Raw genomic sequence first — 17704 nt, 5'->3', positions numbered from 1 at the left:
ATGAATTTTCAAGCCCTTCAAAAACGGGCAAAAGAAACAACTAGAAACAAGAACGGACGTTTCAGCCGAAAGAAACGGTTTGGAAAATCTATAGCTAGGAAAGCGCCCTCTATGCTTATAACCATTTTAGAACAAAAGCTATCTATCTTCGGCATAGAACTGAAAAAGATCAACACCTCGAAGGTAAAAGCTAGTCAGTATCATCACGAGACGGACACCTTTCAAAAGAAATCCTTGTCTGAAAGATGGAATCTTATAAGAAATGAACGTGTCCAACGTGATTTGTACTCTGCTTATCTCATAAAAAATGTAACGGAATCTCTTGATAGCATTAATAGGTATTTATGTATGGATGAATATGATCATTTTAAGAAACTACATGACATAGAAATTATACGAATAAAATCAAGTAATCAAAACAAAATAAGTAGTTTTGGAATTTAAAGGAGTGTTGGGTTAGAAACGAGCCCATGCAGTCGATAAGCACCGCTGAGGTGTTTGGCTGTAGAAGTCTTGAGCAAACGCTTTGTAGTGTCTGTATGTTGTACCCTATTGTATATTAAAGCAGGGGAGAGTATAGAAGAAACAAGCTAGTCGCTCAAGAACCCCATTGCTTTAGCTATGGGAGTTTCAGCATGATCATTAAAATGACAAAATCTAATATGAATGATTTTAATAAATCTAATGAAGGTTTCATTGTCACTGGGAGAATGATACCTAAATATGAAAACAATGTTTGGGAATATACGGAGGAGGTCTTTTCTGAGCCATATTTCAAGAAATATGAAGATGAAGAAATGGATAACAGCTATATTGAAGAAGAAGGGAAGGTTGTTTATTTCTTTTATGTTGAAAATACCTGCATTGGTCAGATTAGAATACGTTCTAGTTGGAATGGATATGCCTTTATAGAAGATATTGCTGTTGCTGTAGAATATCGAAAAAAGGGTGTTGGAACAGCATTATTGAATAAAGCGATTGAATGGGCAAAGGAGAATAACTTTTGTGGTCTTATGCTTGAAACACAAGATATTAATGTTTCTGCTTGTCATTTTTATGCTAAAAATAACTTTGAAATCGGTGCAATTGATACGATGCTTTATTCAAACTTTCCAACTGCTAATGAAATTGCAATCTTTTGGTATTATAAATTTTAGTTTTATATGTTGATATTGTATTAATTAAAGAGATATTGCTGGAAAATGGGAATGTTTTTGTGACTGATAAAGCTACCCGATAGCCACGGTAGGAAAACCGCCCCCGCTGAAAGGGAGGTTTAAAGAACTGAACGATCGTTTTTCGTTCGTTCAATGAATAGATGTATTGCATGCCTCAATACTATTGCAATCGGTAATAGCCTTTGCAAAATACTGAGTTTTTCGGTTTCATAGCAATTAAAAATGAATTAATGATATCTGAGGCAGAAATCAAAGTGTTTATCCAACTCACAAATAAAAAAATTGACTTGATATCTTCATATAAAAAAAACGATACAATGAGAGGCACTACTGATAATGTAATGAAGGGCAAGCTCATAAACACCCAAAATCTCGGTTTGGATAGAATTGCATTTGTATGTAGCCAGAAAAATATACCGCTAAACGTTAAACTAATGTCACCTTTTTTGTTTACGGCAATTATGTGAAGGGTCTCGTGAATGATGAAGACAAAGATCCATACTAAGAAAAGATTGAAAGTATTGATATGTGGGAACCATCCTCCAAATAAAAATGGAATTAGGACTATAATGACCTGGAGTAGATATACAAACTTCATATAGTGCTTTCGTAACCAATGATTCTGTATAAAAGGGGTCCATTCTGACAAATCCATACTTAATTGTGGTAAGTGTCTAAACCACAATATCATAAATTTTCACTCCTTCAATTAATTTATTACCCATATATTACCACGATGATTGGTGAATTTGAGAAAGTGGTTAAGCATTTGGAAAACGATATTGGCAATAGTGGAATCAGCATGAAATAAGTTGATGAAAGCAATCATACGATTGGAGCTACTAAAATAGCTGTGCGGGTTTATGATAAATATTTTATGAGAATTGGGAATCGAGCAAGTTTGAGCCTTACTGTAGTTGGTGATAACCGTAATATTTTTATTTCAGCCATTGGGGCTGGAGGAGGAAGTGGAGTTCTTTTTAACTTTAGTCTTGGGGCTGAAAACGATATGGTAGAAATCGTGCAAAAAAGTGTAGAACAAATGAAATAATCTTCATTATATGTCTAAGGGTTGGATGAATTATATAGATGGTTTTCTTTGTAATCTGAAGACACTTATTTCACTTATTAATATAGGTACAAATGGATCAACATCACTTAACATAGAAAAATGGATTGTTCTATAACCAAACAACCCAATTTTTGCTGTTATTTATTCAATTCAACCGTTTCATTCACATCTGTCGATTGAGAACTTTGCCCTGTCATGCGTTTATAGAGAAAGGCGATTTTCTTCGTAAAATTACCGGTTTCCCAATATTCGGCTGCTTCCGCTTTTACCTTTATCAAGACAACGTTCGGATCATCATAAGAGGTTTGCATAATTGCCTCATATGCTTTGCTCCACAATTCCTTTTTCTTGTCTAAATCTTCAACGATTTCCGCTCTTCCACGGACGGAAACATAGGATTTACCTGCATAAGCCACATTAACATCTTGATCATGTATAATTTCTTCATATTTATTAGTCTCTTTTTTAGTGAAAAACCATAAGTCGCCATCAAACTCTACTTCCTGTGTTTTCATAGGACGAGATACAAGCCCTTCTTCAGTTACCGTAGTCAGCATGGCTGTGTCTACTTCTTTGATTAACTCTCTTAATGTTTCCATTTCTTCTTGTTTTATCATGTTAGACATTTTCATCACCTCATTCATGTTTATAGAGGTATACTACCCTTTATAGCAACTTTTATTCAGGTATGGTGGATTACTAAATTGACTCTAACCAAATTGAATCCAATGAGAAGAAACAAATAGAGGATTTAAACTGTTTTCTTAGTGATGATCCTCACAAAATTGTCAGCATTTTTGGCGTATTCTTTTAAGAAGAGAGAGACTGACGCCATCATGGATTATAAGAATGCAGATGATGGGTGAGGATATGGGGGAGGAATTCGAGGATGGAGGCTTCAAACGTTATTTTAAGTGCTCCACTGCAGCAATTAAAGGATGAGCATGTGTCACTCCGGGAAGATATGAATCTTTTCTATGAGATCACAGAAGAGATAGAATTCGAATCAGGTCCTGCTCTCATTCAAGAGTTTACGAGATTATACGAGCGGATTTCGACCTTTAATAGTAAGCTAAAGGCACATTCCAAAAAAGAGGACGACTGGCTATTCGCTATGATGGCCAGCCGCCTTGGAGAGAATGACAAAACAATTGAAGTGATGGAATTTGAGCATGAGAAGGCTGAACAGCATTTACGAGATTTTCTGACTGAAGCGGAACAAGCGGGACCCGCCATTGATATAGATGAAGCCCAAGCGATTGCCGTATACGCCGTCCAAGCTTATGCTACCTTAATCCAGCACTCTGATAGAGAAGAAAAAGTGCTGTTTCCATTGGCAGAGAAAATACTGTCGGTTGGGGAGAAGGCGGAGCTTGAAAGACGGTTTCGAGCTTGAAAGAACATCGCAGTCAATCGCTGCAATGATCTCAATACGAACTAATTGAAGTAAGGAAAAGTCAATTAGATATTGATTATGGTGAATGCAGTGACTAGCAGCGGATACATGTCGAAATTGCCCCACTACTAGTTTAGAAGAGAAGCAGGTGTCCACTACGGGTGCCTGCTTCTATTTAATTACATTACATCAAGTGTTAAAATAGAAGATATTAACAAAAAATATTCAAATTAGGTGGGCTAGAAATGAAAGAATTAATGCAAAAAATAATAGAGTTTAGAGATGAGCGAGGATGGGCCCATTATCACAATGAAAAAGATTTAGCTATTTCCATATCTCTAGAAGCGAATGAACTATTAGAAAATTTTCAATGGAGAACGAGTGAAGAAGCGGTTGCTGAATCAAAACAGAATATTAAAGAAGAGATGGCGGATGTCTTTATATATCTTCTGCAGTTAGCGGATAAAATGAATATAGATTTGGAAGAGGAAGCCTTTAAGAAAATGGAGAAGAATGCGGTGAAGTATCCAGTAAATAAAGTAAAGTAATTGATCATCCCTTCAATATGCCAGCAATAATGAGGTAGGTATTAAACAATATGAGTAAAATAGAAATAAAAACAATACCTTTTGACAAGACATCAATAGACAATATGAACGGTTACTATACCGATTATCCTGTTGTCTACTTTCTAAATAATGATACAACGGTCTATATCGGTGAAACAGTAGCAGTAAAAAATCGAATGAGAGATCACTTAAATAATGGTGAGAGAAAAGCATTAAAGAAGATGTCCCTGATCATTCATGAAAAGTTTAATCGATCAGCTACATACAATATTGAAACCAAGCTGATCAATTATTTTTTAGCAGATGAACGCTACAAATTACAAAACAAGAGTCAAACAGTTAATAGTGTGATGCACAATTATTATGAAAAAAAATACTTTAATGAGGAATTGTTTGAAAACATATGGGATGAGCTATTAGATAGGGATATTGTAGAAAATTCTAGAAATACAATCGAAAATAAGGATATATTCAAGCTTTCCCCATTCAAAGAATTATCGATAGAATAGTTAGAACTTCAGCAGAAGATTATAGAGGTTTGTAAAAAACACATTAATGAGGATGAGCCTTTTGTCTTTTTAATTAAAGGGGAAGCAGGAGTAGGAAAAAGTGTTGTATTAAGCTCCGTAATTAACAAAATTCAAGAGTTATCAAAGGAAAAATCATCCCCTTTGTATAAAACCAATAATTATTTATTAGTCAATCATACAGAGATGCTAAAAACGTATAAGAAGATTGCTGGTAAAGTTAAAGCACTCACTAAAAAGAATTTTGAAAAACCAACATCCTTTATTAATCAGCGGAAAAAATTGATGGAAAAGGCTGATATTGTGTTAGTAGATGAAGCTCATTTGTTGTTAACTAAGCCTGATCCATATAATAATTTTGTTGAGGAGAATCAGCTGCAAGAGATTATTAGGCATAGCAAGATTGTTATCGCAGTGTTCGATGATAAGCAAGTGTTAAAGATGAAGAGCTACTGGGATGAGGAAAGGCTTCAATCTATTATAGGAAAATATAATACTGAACCTACCTATAAGCTTACGAACCAATTCCGCATGCAGGCAAATAATGAAATGGTTAATTGGATTGACCATTTTGTTGAAAAGAAGATTACTGAAATACCTAAAGACCCTGAATATGATTTTATGATCTTTGAATCAGCAGCAAAAATGTATGACGTAATACAGGAATTAAATAAGGAATATGGTTTAGCAAGAATTGTATCCACATTCGATTACATACATAAGAAAGACGATCAAGAGTATTACGTAGAAGAAGATAATTTTAAACTTCCTTGGAATGGGGATTACGGAAATACTACATGGGCAGAAAAAGCAGAAACAGTCAGGGAAGTCGGTTCTATTTATACCATACAAGGCTTTGATTTAAACTATGTTGGAGTTATCCTGGGTCCATCGATTTCATATGATGAAGACAAAGATGAATTGAAAATCTTAACAGAAAATTATAAAGATACGGAAGCTTATAGAGGAAAAGATGAATTCCAAAATAGCGATGAAATAAAGGAAAAAATTATATTAAATTCTCTTAATGTTCTTATGAAAAGAGGAATACGTGGCCTGTTTATTTATGCCAGTGATTCGAAATTGAGATCGAGATTGTTAGAACTTCAAAATAATGAAAGAATATAGTAGACTTGAATAATATCTAACTGGATAAATTTGTAAATTTTATCGTTAGAGCTATTGAATGGAAAACGTAAGCATGAAATCGTACTGTTGGAATTGTTAATGCAGCAGGAGAAGGTTGCACATGGGGAGTATATTAATCATTTAAACAAAGAAGGTTGCGTAGTAGACGAGGATACCATTGCATCAGTGAAAGGTATCTTTGATTTATCATTTTTTACCCAAGTCTTTAAGAAAAAATATGGGGATCAACCAATTATTACTTTCCAGGAAAATTGCTTTACGTTTAATGATTCGATCCGTGAAAGTCTAGTAAGAAATGATTATTTCAAAACAATGGTATTGGACATTTTATTAAGTGCAAAAGAAAAAATGAAAAATATGAATGTAAACAACCACTGACTTTGTATGAAAAATACTCAAGAAAAGACTCTTGTAAACTATTAAATTGGCAAAATGACGAAAGCTCTACTATGTATGGTTACAAAACAAAAAGAAGTAACCGCTCTCCTTGCCCTAGGTTGAAGAGGTTACTTCTTTTTATATAACTTTACTTAGGCTGCCGCTCACTTTGCGGCTTGTTGTTGCGTTGATCAGGTGTGCTAAGCACCTGATCTTTTTTATTTATACCTATATTATAAGGAATTTATACGTAGATATCAATGGGAATGCTACTGTTAAAGGAAATCGTAATATTTAAAAGTGGATAATGGAGAGATATCGGGCGATTTACGTTATTTTTATGAGTGATATGAAAGAAAGCGTCAATATTTGTTTCATGCGGAACTATCATTTTTTTAAGTAAATGATTCTTTTCGTGAATACACCATAGCATTAAAAACGATTTGGATAAGTTTGTAAATGGAAAAACGTCAATGCACGGCAGGAAACGGGCAGAGTGAAGACTATTGAAGAATTTAAGAAAAAGAGATTTCGCTATCAATATAATGAATTTATCGCAGATTAACGGGCAGTAAGACCCCCACTTCAAGGTTGCGAGAGAATTAAAGAAACCTAAGTGGGGGATCAACTGCCCGTAAAGGCCCGTAAAATGAACACAGACTAAAAGCGCCACATCGTGTGGCAACGTCTGCGTGACCCACTTCCTGTGGGCCGCAACTAACCATCAGTGGGGGATGAAAGATAACCCCCACTGATGGAAGTTTCACTTTATGTATCTGCCGTCGTTTTCATGGAATTTTTAGAAAAAAGTTATTTGATATAATAAATTTATTAAGTATAGTTGATCGTCCTTTACGATTTAAAAACTAGGAGTTTTATATATGGGAAAAAAGAAAAGTGGCCATTACTGCAAAGCATGTGGAAGAACTGTTCCTAATGAAAAGTTCAGCGGGAAGGGTCATCGCCAACACATCTGTAAGGATTGCAAAAGAAAAGGTGAAAAAATATATGAGATGTCATCTTCAACCTATAATCGAGAAGTGAATAACCTTAACAAAGCTATTAGAAACTGCTTGATATTGTACTCTAATAACTCAAGCTATTTCTTATTTGAATATCAAAAAGAACGTTAAATTACAAGAGATGACTTCGAGTCCGAAATTTTTATCTATCAAGCAAATGCAGATCAAAGGTTTTTGGTAGAAAAGTCCATGCAAGAAAATGAAGCATTAATGGATGTTTTATTTAAAAAATATTATGAGTCAATAGAAAATGGACATTCCCTTGATTATGATGATGTATTAGAAAATGAAACACTAGAAATATCAAAAAAACGCCAACAACATATTGAGGTAATCTTATCAATAAAATATCTAGTGTGATTTTAGATTGAATGTATATGGTCAGGAGTCTGTTCAATTAGTTCTTATAAGTTAATGGGAATCGAATAAAAATAAAAATAGGAGGACAAGGTCGATGAAAGTGAAACTGGAACATATATTGGAAGGAATGGAAATGCAATCAGAGGAAAGCAATTCTTATCTTAATCTTGAAACAGGCGAAATCGTTATTGTCTCACATGAGGCAATATTAATGGCGGAAGATGGTGAAGAATATGATCATTTACCCGATTGGCAGCAAGAAGAAGTAAAGCTAGCATATGCAATTGTTGATAGCTTTGATAATTATACCTCACTTCCTACTAGCTTTGATATACATGAGTATGACATGATGGAAAGGTTTTGTTATAGCCTCCCTGATCATAAAAAACAAGATATATTACTTGATTCCATTAGAGGAAAGGGAGCATTTCGCCGATTTAAGGACAATGTCAATCGGTTAGGGATTGCTGAACAATGGTATGAGTACCGTGATCATTGTTTTAAGGAAATAGCTAGAGAATTTTGTCAGAGTAACAATATTGCTTTTATAGAGTAAGTTCACTTCGAAATCGTACATTTAACGGCTTTTAGCTAAATGAATTATTGAAGAGAATTAAGAATAGAGGCAGGCCGGAATTACTGATTATTGGATGGAGAAAGGTGATTGAGAACTAACTACCATATATTTTTTTCTGGAAACTAATATTTTTTAGTAAATCAAAAGTGAAATAAGAAGGTGAGATTAAATTGAATCTGGGATATTATCTATCTCTCTTTAAAGAGGAAAGTACTGAAATACGATGCAAACAGGTACTGGACGAAGTTTCCCCAGTACTAAATCATCTGTTCGAAAGGTTTATAGAAAAAGCAGGTATACCTCTCGGAGCCGAATAACTAAAGATGAAAGAAACACAATGCGTTTTATTGAATGTTTATGTGAAGCCGGTTTGGTTGAATGCATGGGCTTCGAACCAGCCTATGTAAAAGGAAGACCGCGGCGGATTTATAAATTAACTAATACTCCATTTAAAGCAATTTAAGACTGCTGGGAATTAACCCAGGCAGTCTTTTTTATGTATTTTTGGAAAAGTTTATAGAGCCTTCTAATAAAAATATTCACTTATAAAAAAGTTTATTGCATTTCACTATGGTGTTCCATATAATCTATTTTAGGGTAAATTCAGAATATTTACCCGATTATATTTATGTACTAGAATAATATTTTATAAGCGGGGGGGGATTTATTTATGGAACACATGGGCTGGGTATCTTTGGTACCACCAATTATTGCAGTTGTTCTTGCAATAATAACGAAGAACGTTATTGTGTCTCTATTCTCCGGTGCTTATATCGGGGTACTCATTCTTGTTGGAGGTCACCCTCTTAAAGCAACAATGGAGACGATTGGAAATTACTTTTTTCCACTAGTTGCAGATAGCTACAATGCAGCAGTATTAGTTTTGCTGTTCTTTATTGGCGGATTTGTTGCACTAATGGAGAAGTCTGGCGGTGGAGCCGCACTTGCCACTCATGCCATTAAATTCTTTAACACGAAGGCAAAAGCACAGATTTCTGCTTGGGTAGGAGGAATTATCATCTTCTTCTCAGATTTGGGTACACCGCTCATCGTCGGACCTGTATTTGAAAAGATTTTTGATAAAGCGAAAATTTCAAGAGAGAAGCTCGCTTGGATTATCGACTCAACATCATCTCCGGTCGCAGTATTAGTCCCTTTTATTGGCTGGGGCGTTTACATAATGGGCCTTATTCAAAAAGAATATGAATCTTTAAATATCACTACATCGGAATTCACTACACTTATCAAAGTAATTCCCTTTCAGTTTTATGCTATTTTAGCTGTTACAATGGTTCCACTTATTGCATTATCTAAGTTAGATTTTGGACCAATGGCAAAAGCAGAGCAAAGAGTACAAAAGACTGGAGAACTTTATTGGCCAGAGTCAAAGCCGTTAAGAAAAACAGAAATTAGTGAGGAAAGCACAAAAAACAGCCGTGCTATCATGATTTGGCTGCCATTGCTGGTATTATTCATTACGTTATTCGGGTTATTAATTTCATTTGGCTTTCCATTCAAGCCTGTTCCAGGAAATGATTTTAGGGTTTCACTAAGTACAGCCTATTTATTTGCGGCAGTGACTATTATTATCTTAATGCTTGCATATAAAGTAAAAAAATTCAGCGAGATATTTGATATTTATACAACGGGTATGCAAAAAATGGTGTATGTCGCTGTTACACTTATTCTTGCATGGTCCCTTGGTAAAGTAATTAAGGAAATGGGAACGGCTTCCTTTATTGTTGAAATCATGGATGGAAATGTTCCTGCATTTATTATTCCAGCCATCTTATTCGTAGTGGGAGCATTGATGTCTCTTGCATCTGGAACTTCATGGGGAACATTTGCAATCATGCTGCCAATCGCCATTCCTATGGCTGTTTCACTCGATGCACATTTATTAGTTTGTATCGGGGCTGTCCTGTCAGGAGGAATATTCGGGGATCACTGTTCACCTATTTCCGATACAACCATTTTATCGTCTACAGGAGCAGGGGCAGATCATATCGATCACGTGAAAACACAATTCCCTTATGCACTCCTTAATGCATCGATCGCATTCATTGGTTTTATTGTTGCAGGAATTACTGGCAGTGCATTCACGATCATCTTAAACATTGTCCTGCTTTTTGTAGCTATTTTTGTTTTATCCAAGATTCACAAAAAGAAGTATGGTGAAGGAGTTGAAATGTAAGCGAAACTATGGGGCGGGCGCTTTACGAAGCGCGAAGATGAAATTATGGAGAAGTTTAATACTTCTTTGCCTGTAGATCATAGACTTTACTATCAAGATATAACAGGAAGTATTGCGCATGTAAAAATGCTTGTAAAATGCAATTTGCTATCAGAGGCTGAAGGGATTCTACTTATAGACGGACTTGAGTCCATTCTTAGAGATATCGAGTCAGGTCTATTAAAATGGAAGGTGCTTATGAGGATATCCACTCCTTCGTTGAAATGAACTTAACGAAGAGAATCGGCGAAACCGGAAAAAAACTTCATACTGCAAGAAGCAGAAATGATCAGGTTTCAGTCGACATGAGACTATATGCAAAGCAAAAAGCCAGAGAAGTAATGACGGCCCTTCAGCAGCTCATTGATTCGTTACATGACAAAGCAGATAATAATAATGTCATCATGCCAGGATATACTCATTTGCAGCGTGCACAGGTTGTCACATTCAGCCATCACCTTGGTGCTTATGCTCAAATGTTTAGCCGGGATAAAAAAAGAATGAGCAATGCCATTGACATTTTGGATGAAAACCCGTTAGGCTGCGGTGCATTGGCCGGGACACCCATCATATAGATCGGCAAATAACGACTGAGTTATTAGGTTTTTCCAAGCCTGTAGACAACTTCTTGGATGGGGTTAGTGACCGTGATTACTTGCTTGAACTGATGTCCAGCTTTTCCATCACGATGATGCATTTGAGCAGATTAAGTTAAGAGCTAATCCTCTGGAGCAGCCAAGAGTTTAAATTCATTGAAATGGATGATGCTTATTCAACGGGAAGCAGCATTATGCCTCAGAAGAAAAATCCGGATGCTGCGGAACTGATTAGAGGAAAAATAGGAAGAGTGTATAGCTCCCTTCTTTCCTTATTAACGACCCTAAAGGGATTGCCGCTCACCTATAACAAAGATATGCAGGAAGATAAAGAACAGTTTTTCGATGCGCTAGATACGGTAATGGACTGCCTTGAAATCATGTCGAAAATGATTGATACCCTTCATGTCAATGAAGAAAACATGAAAGCCGCTATCAAAGCCGGCTTCCTAAACGCTACTGAAGTTGCTGACTATTTGGTCAGCAAAGGAACAGCCTTTAGGGATGCCCATGAGATCGTTGGAAAAATCATCATTTATTGCGAGCAGAAAAAGAAAGCGATTGAAGATTTAACGATTGAAGAAATAGCCAAGTTCAGCGACAGCATAACGGATGATATCTACGAATACATCGACTATGAAAACATCCTGAACAAAGGAAACAAAAAACTTATTAAACAGATTACAAAATAATCATTTTCTCGTAAAAAGGGCCATATTGGTCCTTTTTATGTTGCATTTGAACCTCATCCCTTGAGATAAGCATCTTCCTCTCAGATATCTTCAATATCGGTAATTTGGAAAAGATATGATTTCTTCATCTCCATATAAATCCGAATCAACTGTTCTTGAAAGTTGTTGCGGGAGTAAATAGCTTACAGAATTATTAGAGCAGGAGTAATGGGACTAGAAAAAGTAATAAAATTTTTTTAAAGGTGGATGAATAACATTGGAGTTTAAAGTAAATTTAAAGCAAAAGCATGTATTAAAAAAGGGCGAGCGGAAAGTCCAAGAACACTATCGGGATTGGAAAACATATTTAAAGACAATTGAGCGTTATCTTTCTTCTAAAAACTATTAAACAATCAAAGTATGGTAAATAAGGATACAACCAAAATATTCATGTAGGAGTGGGGAAAATGGGTAAATACTTTGTTCCTTCAAACGGAGCAATATTATGGAAAGAACTCCTTGCAGATCCTGAGAGACAGTGGAAAAAAGGGTATTCTGCATATGAATTGGCAAATTGTTGGGAAGACGCTAACAACTTACCACCTAGTGTTGAAAGGGTATTCAAACAAAGTCAGTTACCTCTGTTTAAAAATGTAGAAGTATTGTATGGATTTCCTGAGTACAAGGTTCCTTTACCTGGAGGTAGCACAAGCTCACAAAATGATCTTTATGTACTTGCAAAGGGAAATAATGAGCTTTTAACGATTATGGTGGAAGGAAAAGTTTCAGAACCCTTTGGAGAAACTGTAGCATCCTGGTTAGGCGATAATCCTAGTAACGGTAAAAGAATAAGATTGAAATACTTACTTAATATACTGGGTTTAAATGAAGAAAGTGTACTAAATAAAAGATACCAATTAATACATAGGGCTGCATCCGCACTGATTGAAGCTAAGAATGTTAATGCTAACAATTCACTTATTCTCGTACACTCTTTTAGTGAGACAGGAAAATGGTTTGATGACTATGCTGAATTTGTTTAACTTTTTCATTTTTCCCCTAAGAAGGATGGAATTGTTGGGCCAGTACAGTTAAATGGTGTTAATCTTTATTTTGGATGGGTAACTGGTACCTCCAGCTAGGAAAGTATGCTTCATTCTTCATCTAGGGAAAATACTTCATACAGAAACAGCTAAGAGAGTACAGAAAGAAGTAGATGAATTGCTTGGCCATGTTTATGAGTAATATGATCGTGGGAGACTCACTTCTGGTGAAGTGTACATAAAGTTAGAATGGGTAGAAAACTTAGAACAGATAACTAGGTTTATAGATAAGGCGTATGAATTGAAGCTACAGAGGTAGTAGTTACTATAATTATTTCCCTTATTATTTTCAATTTAAAAGGAGGGGCATTATGCTAGCCAAAATCAAAAAGGTGAAACTTAACACAGAAGGGAAAAATCCAGTATATAAAGTTATACTGGAATGCCCTGAAGGTAAGGAGCTTTATATTCATTTTGATTATACACATGCAACAAATACATTCTGGCCATTAGAAGTTAACTATGATGGGCAACATAAAGATGCAAAACTAGCATGGTTTACCAGAGATGTAGAACATATGACTGTAGAAGTATTCTTAAAGACTATTTCTGATAAGATTAACAAGAAATACGGATATGATTTGGAGAATAAAATATATGAGAACTGAAAAGTTTTATCAATGAATGCTGAATAATGGTTATGATACAGGCACTAGTAAATCAAGATTGTCCAACTGCATTAGAGTTTCTGAATACGAAGGAGATATAGAATTTCATTTTAGAACTCACATATTTTATTAGTATACTTTAGATTTAATTATTAAATTGGATCGGCTACACTTAGTTGGACAGAAATTAAAAGGTCAAATAGACTACAGATAATATATTTGAGGAAAATCTACGGTGACTAAAAAAGAACACAGAACATTTACGGTTGAGTTTAAACAACAAATCGTGCAGCTGTTTCTATATTGTAAGCCAAGAAAAGATATTATTCGTGAATTTGACCTTACTCCTTCCTCCTTAGATAAATGGGTAGGACAAAGTCAGAAATCTGGCTCTTTTAAGGAGAGGGACAATTTAACAGCCGAACAAAAAGAGCTGATTGAGCTTCGCAAACGAAACAAGCAATTAGAAATGGAGAACGATATTTTAAAGCAAGCCGCACTGATACTAGGACGAAAGTATATGTGATTAATAACAATCAATATAAATACTCGATATCAGCAATGTGCAAAGTCCTGCAAATACCGAGAAGCACCTATTATTATGAAGCAAAAGAAAGAGCAGTCGAGGATGACATCACCTCAGACGTCATCGAAATTTTCCAGGAGAGCCGTCAAAATTATGGGACACGTAAAATCAAAGTTGAATTAAAAAGCATGGTCACATCGTTTCAAGACATAGGATTGGACGAATTATGCAAGAACACGGCCTTGTTTCCATTTACAAGGTAGCTCAGTATAAACCACATGCAAAAACATGTAATGAATCCACACAGAAGAATGAAATAAACCGCGAGCTTAACCAGGAAGAAGAAATGGCTGCGATTGTAAGTGGTTTGACGTATGTAAGAGTCAATCAAAAATGGCATTACATATGTATATTTGTCGATCTCTTTAATCGAGAAATAGTTGGCTGTAGTACGGCCCAAATAAAAATGCCCTACTTGTCTATCGTGCTTGCTTCTATCAAAGTTGACCTACGTAAAATACAGTTATTTCACACTGACAGAGGTAATGAGTTTTAAAAAAACTAAATGATGATGCCCTAGAAACCTTTATTATCCACCGATCCTTAAGCATGAAGGGTTGCCCATATGACAATGCGGTAGCTGAAGCAACATTCAAAATTATTAAAACAGAATTTATTAATGGTAGACATTTTGATAATATAGAAGGTTTAACAAGAGAATTACATGACTATGTTCATTGGTTTAATCACATAAGGATTCATGGAACGCTTGGTTATATAAGCCCAGTCGATTATAAACTTGATCACCTTAAAAAAGTTGTCTAGTTTAGTGTTGACAACCCATGTTCACGTATTACCTTTTTAGAGTTTGATATGGCCTCCTTTATTGTTTTTCCATTCACATTAATAGTAAATGTTTTTGAAATTGCAATTACTGTAACTTCGTTTTTGGTTGCAAAAATATGATATCGTACTCCGGCTTCTACAAAGCCAAGTGAATTATTCATCATAACTCCCTCCTAAACTAAATATTAGACAATTAATTAGAAACTCCTTGTGGCATTTTTATGAAATATACATCCTAACGTTTATGCCCACCTACAAGTTTACTCCGTGTAATGCAATGCTAACACCTCTATAAGATACATCATCAAGGTGTAGCTGCACCATGTTTATTATTAATTTTACCTATTAGAAATTAACCGGTTGCATTAATTAAATAGGGAAAAAATAAAATTCGACCATTACATATCAACTTTTTATTATTTTGATAAAGGACTGTTTCATAACTTAGAAGTTTTGAATACGTTTTGCAAATGTGCTAGTATCAGTATATATTTTGGTATCATAACTTAGTGTCAAAAATATATACGTAAAAGGGGGGAAATCACTATGAAATATGGATATGCAAGAGTAAGCACGATACAGCAAGATCTAGAAGCGCAGCTTCAGGCATTAAAGAATGAAGGTTGCGAAGTTATCTATTCGGAGAAGTTCACAGGGACGAAAGCAGATCGACCAAAATTTAAGGAGGTACTGGCGAAGCTGGAAGCAGGCGACACATTGACCGTAACAAAGCTAGATCGCTTCGCACGTTCTACAGTAGACGCGATCAATACAGTAAAAGCGCTATTCGAAAGGGGCGTAAAGGTACACGTTCTTAATATGGGGCTAGTCGAAGACACGCCCACAGGGAGACTGATATTAACAATTATGAGCGGCTTCGCAGAGTTCGAACGAGATATGATAGTTGAGCGAACTCAGGAAGGGAAAGCGTTAGCAAGGCAACGTGAGGATTTTAGAGAGGGCAGACCGAAAAAATTTAAAAAGTCACAAATAGAGCATGCACTGAAGTTACTTGAAACCAATTCTTATAATCAGGTAGAAAATATGACCGGTATAAGTAAAAGCACGTTAATAAGGGCTAAGAAACGTCAGGAGCAGCTTAATCATTGAAATGGAAGTGTAGAGTAATATCAGTCGGCCATTTAGGTCGATTTTTTTATTTTGAAGTATACAGATCTTCAAGATTTAAAAGTCGATGGTTTCAATCACAATTCTAACAGCAGCTACAACCAAAACAATGGTTGTAATACCGTTCCTAACGTTGTTTTTCTGAAGCAAGAGTTAAGGTTTCAGTTGCCATTATTGTTGCAGTTCTTCTTATTGAACTAACGGGCCCTAGGGATTTTTAAAGCAAAAATAGCCGCGAAAGCTGTGCAATACAATAAAGGTTACTTTTGATTTGCGTTGATTTTTTTGTCCTTTCCTCGTATTTTCTTTACTGAACACTACCAAATAGAGCTATTTTGTGGAACGTGTTACCAGGAGAAGTGACCAGCAATCATACTGGGTATTTTTATGTGAAAATGGAATCACCCTAAATCCCAATTTCTTAGATTATTTAAAGCGGCGACATAGAGATGCTATTCCTTAATTTCTGATTTATTTCTATATTGACAAATTCACCCAATTGTGGTTAAGGTCAAATTATAATAAAAATGTAAAGGGGGAATACAGCCATGAGTATTCAAAGAATTCCACTTGTACCAGGAAAGATTGAGCTAGTATCATCTAAAGATGAATTGAACTATCAGGATGTGCTTAACGATTTTTCTGAAGCTGATTTCATTTTTGTTACAACATATAACATTTCGGAAAGACGAGAACGACTCCTGCAGATGCTCAAGGAGGCATCTGAGCATGCAGAAGTAAGATTAGTTACTAATATACCTAGCCGTTTTGATAGGTATTATTCATCTGTACCACGCCAAAAGGCACAAGCAAGTATAGAAAGATATACTGAAAAACTGAATCCTGAATCAATGGATGGATTTTCAGCATTTTTTCACTTTGAAAACCATACGAAGATTATCTTAACTAACAATATTGCGTATGTAGGGTCTGCAAATTTCTCTGAAGAAAGTCAAAACAGTAGAGAAACAGGTATTTTGATCAAAGATCCAGAAATGGTACAACTCGTTATCGACAATCTGGTTCCAATTATTGAGGGCGAAGGAATCCAATACTTCGGTGATGTTCTTAATGAAAAACAGCTTACTTTTTCAATGCTCTTATCCGAAATGAAGATGGCTGCTGACAATATGAAGGAGGGGGTATATACATATGTAGGTCACCCTATCGAAGATACAGAGGTATTTAACTTCTGGGACTCATATTTGTCAAATCGAGATGTTTCTATTCTGTATGATGTGATTATTGAATTGGAGGAAGAAATTAATAATTTACGTGAAATTCATGGTCTTAATCAAATATTTAATTTATCGGATATGAGTATTTTACAGCGGGCTAGTGACCTTTGTGATCACGGAACTCCAATCTGGGAGTTTTCCTCTTTTAATGCTCAGAATTTTGCAAGCGATTTGCTTTCAAACGAATTAGCACTTTATGAAGATCTGGATGAAGCTTGTCAATTAGCATCACAGCAAGCCTCAGAGCGACAATCAGAACTTGCAGAAGCCGCTGTGGATGATATTCGTGAACTTTTTGGTCTAATAGAATTAATTAAGAACAAAGTTGTCCTTATTAATACGGAACTCAATCGACTTGATGTCATACAAGAGACCATTGATAACACCTAGTAAATAACCGAGTTGTGGTAAGGCGGTTTTTCTGATCACATCTACCGCTTTAACAATAGTGGTGCGTTGTGAAAACTTATTATCTTAATTACAATAAATATAATAGCAGGAAACATTTCTTCATATGCTCTCATCAG

At 35.4% G+C, this 17704-nt stretch carries 18 protein-coding genes and 6 pseudogenes; 21 read left to right on the top strand and 3 right to left on the bottom strand.

Going from position 1 to position 17704, the window contains the following annotated elements:
* Positions 1-444 (top strand): annotated as a pseudogene (locus KHA94_RS24425) (RNA-guided endonuclease TnpB family protein); the annotation flags it as partial.
* A 191-nt stretch (positions 445-635) separates the two neighbouring features.
* Positions 636-1157 carry a streptothricin N-acetyltransferase SatA gene (satA, locus tag KHA94_RS24420; RefSeq protein WP_213104668.1) on the top strand — a complete coding sequence of 174 codons (522 nt, stop codon included), beginning with the start codon at positions 636-638 and terminating at the stop codon, positions 1155-1157.
* A 181-nt stretch (positions 1158-1338) separates the two neighbouring features.
* Here satA and KHA94_RS24415 read toward each other — a convergent pair whose 3' ends face one another.
* The gene (locus tag KHA94_RS24415) at positions 1339-1833 is read right to left on the bottom strand and encodes a DUF3267 domain-containing protein (RefSeq protein ID WP_213104678.1); all 495 of its coding nucleotides are present in this window, start codon (positions 1831-1833) and stop codon (positions 1339-1341) included.
* 168 nt (positions 1834-2001) lie between these two features.
* On the opposite strand from KHA94_RS24415, the pseudogene KHA94_RS26155 reads away from it, so the two are divergent.
* A pseudogene (locus KHA94_RS26155) lies at positions 2002-2229 on the top strand (DUF6054 family protein); the annotation flags it as partial.
* Positions 2230-2387: 158 nt separating this feature from the next.
* On the opposite strand, the gene KHA94_RS24405 reads toward KHA94_RS26155, so the two are convergent.
* Positions 2388-2876, bottom strand: a complete 489-nt coding sequence (locus tag KHA94_RS24405) for a pyridoxamine 5'-phosphate oxidase family protein (RefSeq protein WP_213104667.1) — start codon at positions 2874-2876, stop codon at positions 2388-2390.
* A 263-nt stretch (positions 2877-3139) separates the two neighbouring features.
* Here KHA94_RS24405 and KHA94_RS24400 point away from each other — a divergent pair, with 263 nt between their 5' ends.
* The 16 genes and pseudogenes from KHA94_RS24400 to KHA94_RS24330 all read left to right on the top strand — a co-directional run bounded on the left by KHA94_RS24400 (position 3140) and on the right by KHA94_RS24330 (position 14790).
* Entirely contained in the window at positions 3140-3646 is a 507-nt protein-coding gene (locus KHA94_RS24400; protein WP_213104666.1) for a hemerythrin domain-containing protein, read from the top strand.
* Positions 3647-3891: 245 nt separating this feature from the next.
* Positions 3892-4194: a nucleotide pyrophosphohydrolase gene (locus KHA94_RS24395; protein ID WP_213104665.1), complete on the top strand. Its 303-nt coding sequence runs from the start codon at positions 3892-3894 to the stop codon at positions 4192-4194.
* A 50-nt stretch (positions 4195-4244) separates the two neighbouring features.
* Positions 4245-5870: pseudogene (locus tag KHA94_RS24390) on the top strand (DUF2075 domain-containing protein).
* A 36-nt stretch (positions 5871-5906) separates the two neighbouring features.
* A pseudogene (locus tag KHA94_RS24385) lies at positions 5907-6361 on the top strand (DUF3427 domain-containing protein); the annotation flags it as partial.
* Between the two features lie 374 nt (positions 6362-6735).
* Positions 6736-6834: pseudogene (locus tag KHA94_RS26775) on the top strand (hypothetical protein); the annotation flags it as partial.
* A 316-nt stretch (positions 6835-7150) separates the two neighbouring features.
* Positions 7151-7402 carry a hypothetical protein gene (locus KHA94_RS24375; protein ID WP_213104679.1) on the top strand — a complete coding sequence of 84 codons (252 nt, stop codon included), beginning with the start codon at positions 7151-7153 and terminating at the stop codon, positions 7400-7402.
* A 78-nt stretch (positions 7403-7480) separates the two neighbouring features.
* Positions 7481-7651 (top strand): hypothetical protein, encoded by a 171-nt coding sequence (locus KHA94_RS24370; RefSeq protein ID WP_213104664.1) that lies wholly within the window; start codon positions 7481-7483, stop codon positions 7649-7651.
* 94 nt (positions 7652-7745) lie between these two features.
* Positions 7746-8207 (top strand): UPF0158 family protein, encoded by a 462-nt coding sequence (locus KHA94_RS24365; protein WP_213104663.1) that lies wholly within the window; start codon positions 7746-7748, stop codon positions 8205-8207.
* A gap of 691 nt (positions 8208-8898) precedes the next feature.
* Positions 8899-10422: a Na+/H+ antiporter NhaC family protein gene (locus tag KHA94_RS24360; protein WP_213104662.1), complete on the top strand. Its 1524-nt coding sequence runs from the start codon at positions 8899-8901 to the stop codon at positions 10420-10422.
* A gap of 45 nt (positions 10423-10467) precedes the next feature.
* Positions 10468-10689, top strand: coding sequence for a hypothetical protein (locus KHA94_RS24355; protein WP_213104661.1), 222 nt, complete (start codon positions 10468-10470; stop codon positions 10687-10689).
* Complete coding sequence (locus KHA94_RS24350; RefSeq protein ID WP_213104660.1) at positions 10647-11036, top strand: lyase family protein; 390 nt, start codon at positions 10647-10649, stop codon at positions 11034-11036. The genes KHA94_RS24355 and KHA94_RS24350 overlap by 43 nt, the downstream gene beginning before the upstream one ends.
* Positions 11037-11182: 146 nt before the next feature.
* A complete protein-coding gene (locus KHA94_RS26585) occupies positions 11183-11749 on the top strand; it encodes a lyase family protein (RefSeq protein WP_338030874.1) in 567 nt (188 codons plus the stop codon).
* 256 nt (positions 11750-12005) lie between these two features.
* The gene (locus tag KHA94_RS26410; protein ID WP_275950937.1) at positions 12006-12137 is read left to right on the top strand and encodes a hypothetical protein; all 132 of its coding nucleotides are present in this window, start codon (positions 12006-12008) and stop codon (positions 12135-12137) included.
* Positions 12138-12195: 58 nt separating this feature from the next.
* Complete coding sequence (locus tag KHA94_RS24340; RefSeq protein ID WP_213104659.1) at positions 12196-12771, top strand: DUF6946 family protein; 576 nt, start codon at positions 12196-12198, stop codon at positions 12769-12771.
* 371 nt (positions 12772-13142) lie between these two features.
* Complete coding sequence (locus KHA94_RS24335; protein WP_213104658.1) at positions 13143-13439, top strand: hypothetical protein; 297 nt, start codon at positions 13143-13145, stop codon at positions 13437-13439.
* A 235-nt stretch (positions 13440-13674) separates the two neighbouring features.
* Positions 13675-14790: pseudogene (locus tag KHA94_RS24330) on the top strand (IS3 family transposase).
* Here the strand turns inward: KHA94_RS24330 and KHA94_RS24325 are convergent.
* Positions 14787-14975, bottom strand: coding sequence for a hypothetical protein (locus KHA94_RS24325; protein ID WP_213104657.1), 189 nt, complete (start codon positions 14973-14975; stop codon positions 14787-14789). The pseudogene KHA94_RS24330 and the gene KHA94_RS24325 overlap by 4 nt on opposite strands.
* Before the next feature lie 382 nt (positions 14976-15357).
* Here KHA94_RS24325 and KHA94_RS24320 point away from each other — a divergent pair, with 382 nt between their 5' ends.
* Both KHA94_RS24320 and KHA94_RS24315 read left to right on the top strand, forming a co-directional pair.
* Positions 15358-15921, top strand: a complete 564-nt coding sequence (locus tag KHA94_RS24320; RefSeq protein ID WP_213104656.1) for a recombinase family protein — start codon at positions 15358-15360, stop codon at positions 15919-15921.
* A gap of 566 nt (positions 15922-16487) precedes the next feature.
* Entirely contained in the window at positions 16488-17567 is a 1080-nt protein-coding gene (locus tag KHA94_RS24315; RefSeq protein WP_213104655.1) for a phospholipase D-like domain-containing protein, read from the top strand.
* Positions 17568-17704 lie beyond the last annotated feature (137 nt).

It is taken from the genome of Cytobacillus citreus, from assembly GCF_018343665.1.
Classification (GTDB): Bacteria; Bacillota; Bacilli; order Bacillales; family Cytobacillaceae; genus Cytobacillus; species Cytobacillus citreus.
Note: the sequence above shows the minus strand (reverse complement) of the source record. Positions and strands in the feature narration are given on the sequence as shown.

Excerpts from the sequence above, each read along its gene's own strand:
- satA (WP_213104668.1), top strand. The coding sequence starts at position 636 with ATGATCATTAAAATGACAAAATCTAATATGAATGATTTTAATAAATCT.
- KHA94_RS24415 (WP_213104678.1), bottom strand. The coding sequence starts at position 1,833 with ATGGATTTGTCAGAATGGACCCCTTTTATACAGAATCATTGGTTACGA.
- KHA94_RS24405 (WP_213104667.1), bottom strand. The coding sequence starts at position 2,876 with ATGTCTAACATGATAAAACAAGAAGAAATGGAAACATTAAGAGAGTTA.
- KHA94_RS24400 (WP_213104666.1), top strand. The coding sequence starts at position 3,140 with ATGGAGGCTTCAAACGTTATTTTAAGTGCTCCACTGCAGCAATTAAAG.
- KHA94_RS24395 (WP_213104665.1), top strand. The coding sequence starts at position 3,892 with ATGAAAGAATTAATGCAAAAAATAATAGAGTTTAGAGATGAGCGAGGA.
- KHA94_RS24375 (WP_213104679.1), top strand. The coding sequence starts at position 7,151 with ATGGGAAAAAAGAAAAGTGGCCATTACTGCAAAGCATGTGGAAGAACT.
- KHA94_RS24370 (WP_213104664.1), top strand. The coding sequence starts at position 7,481 with ATGCAAGAAAATGAAGCATTAATGGATGTTTTATTTAAAAAATATTAT.
- KHA94_RS24365 (WP_213104663.1), top strand. The coding sequence starts at position 7,746 with ATGAAAGTGAAACTGGAACATATATTGGAAGGAATGGAAATGCAATCA.
- KHA94_RS24360 (WP_213104662.1), top strand. The coding sequence starts at position 8,899 with ATGGAACACATGGGCTGGGTATCTTTGGTACCACCAATTATTGCAGTT.
- KHA94_RS24355 (WP_213104661.1), top strand. The coding sequence starts at position 10,468 with ATGGAGAAGTTTAATACTTCTTTGCCTGTAGATCATAGACTTTACTAT.
- KHA94_RS24350 (WP_213104660.1), top strand. The coding sequence starts at position 10,647 with ATGGAAGGTGCTTATGAGGATATCCACTCCTTCGTTGAAATGAACTTA.
- KHA94_RS24340 (WP_213104659.1), top strand. The coding sequence starts at position 12,196 with ATGGGTAAATACTTTGTTCCTTCAAACGGAGCAATATTATGGAAAGAA.
- KHA94_RS24335 (WP_213104658.1), top strand. The coding sequence starts at position 13,143 with ATGCTAGCCAAAATCAAAAAGGTGAAACTTAACACAGAAGGGAAAAAT.
- KHA94_RS24325 (WP_213104657.1), bottom strand. The coding sequence starts at position 14,975 with ATGATGAATAATTCACTTGGCTTTGTAGAAGCCGGAGTACGATATCAT.
- KHA94_RS24320 (WP_213104656.1), top strand. The coding sequence starts at position 15,358 with ATGAAATATGGATATGCAAGAGTAAGCACGATACAGCAAGATCTAGAA.
- KHA94_RS24315 (WP_213104655.1), top strand. The coding sequence starts at position 16,488 with ATGAGTATTCAAAGAATTCCACTTGTACCAGGAAAGATTGAGCTAGTA.